Here is a 2160-nt window from a genome sequence, read left to right as displayed (position 1 = left end):
GCCTCTGACTGCCTAGGCATCCACCGTGTACGCTTAGTCACTTAACCTCACAACCCGAAGATGTTTCCACCGTTCAAGTTGCAAACATTTGAGAGACTCTATGACAGGTTACTCTTCATTCCGGTACTTCTACGGAGGAATGAATTTCAGCCGTCATGTTTCAATTTTCAGCTTGTTCCAGATTGTTAAAGAGCAAAATACTTCGCAGCATACTGTTGCCAATATACTCTGAAGTAGTGAAATACCGGACTATATGGTGGAGCTAAGCGGGATCGAACCGCTGACCTCCTGCGTGCAAGGCAGGCGCTCTCCCAGCTGAGCTATAGCCCCATACAGTCACGCGCAGTACCTTTTCCACTTCCGAGAAGTGGTAGGCCTGAGTGGACTTGAACCACCGACCTCACCCTTATCAGGGGTGCGCTCTAACCACCTGAGCTACAAGCCTATAAAGGTATTTCTGCTCGTTACTTTCTATCAGACAATCTGTGTGAGCACGCCACTCGAACTAATATCTTTAGGTAAGGAGGTGATCCAACCGCAGGTTCCCCTACGGTTACCTTGTTACGACTTCACCCCAGTCATGAATCACAAAGTGGTAAGCGCCCTCCCGAAGGTTAAGCTACCTACTTCTTTTGCAACCCACTCCCATGGTGTGACGGGCGGTGTGTACAAGGCCCGGGAACGTATTCACCGTAGCATTCTGATCTACGATTACTAGCGATTCCGACTTCATGGAGTCGAGTTGCAGACTCCAATCCGGACTACGACGTACTTTATGAGGTCCGCTTGCTCTCGCGAGGTCGCTTCTCTTTGTATACGCCATTGTAGCACGTGTGTAGCCCTACTCGTAAGGGCCATGATGACTTGACGTCATCCCCACCTTCCTCCAGTTTATCACTGGCAGTCTCCTTTGAGTTCCCGGCCGAACCGCTGGCAACAAAGGATAAGGGTTGCGCTCGTTGCGGGACTTAACCCAACATTTCACAACACGAGCTGACGACAGCCATGCAGCACCTGTCTCAGAGTTCCCGAAGGCACCAAAGCATCTCTGCTAAGTTCTCTGGATGTCAAGAGTAGGTAAGGTTCTTCGCGTTGCATCGAATTAAACCACATGCTCCACCGCTTGTGCGGGCCCCCGTCAATTCATTTGAGTTTTAACCTTGCGGCCGTACTCCCCAGGCGGTCGATTTAACGCGTTAGCTCCGGAAGCCACGCCTCAAGGGCACAACCTCCAAATCGACATCGTTTACAGCGTGGACTACCAGGGTATCTAATCCTGTTTGCTCCCCACGCTTTCGCACCTGAGCGTCAGTCTTCGTCCAGGGGGCCGCCTTCGCCACCGGTATTCCTCCAGATCTCTACGCATTTCACCGCTACACCTGGAATTCTACCCCCCTCTACGAGACTCTAGCTTGCCAGTTTCAAATGCAGTTCCCAGGTTGAGCCCGGGGATTTCACATCTGACTTAACAAACCGCCTGCGTGCGCTTTACGCCCAGTAATTCCGATTAACGCTTGCACCCTCCGTATTACCGCGGCTGCTGGCACGGAGTTAGCCGGTGCTTCTTCTGCGAGTAACGTCAATTGATGAACGTATTAAGTTCACCACCTTCCTCCTCGCTGAAAGTGCTTTACAACCCGAAGGCCTTCTTCACACACGCGGCATGGCTGCATCAGGCTTGCGCCCATTGTGCAATATTCCCCACTGCTGCCTCCCGTAGGAGTCTGGACCGTGTCTCAGTTCCAGTGTGGCTGGTCATCCTCTCAGACCAGCTAGGGATCGTCGCCTAGGTGAGCCATTACCCCACCTACTAGCTAATCCCATCTGGGCACATCTGATGGCAAGAGGCCCGAAGGTCCCCCTCTTTGGTCTTGCGACGTTATGCGGTATTAGCTACCGTTTCCAGTAGTTATCCCCCTCCATCAGGCAGTTTCCCAGACATTACTCACCCGTCCGCCGCTCGTCACCCGGGGAGCAAGCTCCCCTGTGCTACCGCTCGACTTGCATGTGTTAAGCCTGCCGCCAGCGTTCAATCTGAGCCATGATCAAACTCTTCAATTAAAAGCTTGATGTGCTTCCACTCGAGAAGCGATGCTCAAAGATTTACTGCATGAATTTTACTTCAGTTAGTCACTCTTCAAGACTTGATATTTTTTTGCA

The 2160-nt window shown here is 51.9% G+C and carries 2 tRNA genes and 1 rRNA gene; all 3 read right to left on the bottom strand.

The features are described from left to right. Positions 1–254: 254 nt before the first annotated feature. Positions 255–330, bottom strand: a tRNA-Ala gene (locus tag REA38_RS00135). Between the two features lie 38 nt (positions 331–368). Further along, positions 369–445, bottom strand: a tRNA-Ile gene (locus REA38_RS00130). Positions 446–519: 74 nt separating this feature from the next. Next, positions 520–2061: ribosomal RNA gene (locus REA38_RS00125) — 16S ribosomal RNA — on the bottom strand. Positions 2062–2160: the final 99 nt, after the last annotated feature.

Origin of the sequence: Serratia sp. MF1(2023), assembly GCF_030954545.1 — a bacterium.
Classification (GTDB): domain Bacteria; phylum Pseudomonadota; class Gammaproteobacteria; order Enterobacterales; family Enterobacteriaceae; genus Serratia; species Serratia sarumanii.
Note: the sequence above shows the minus strand (reverse complement) of the source record. Positions and strands in the feature narration are given on the sequence as shown.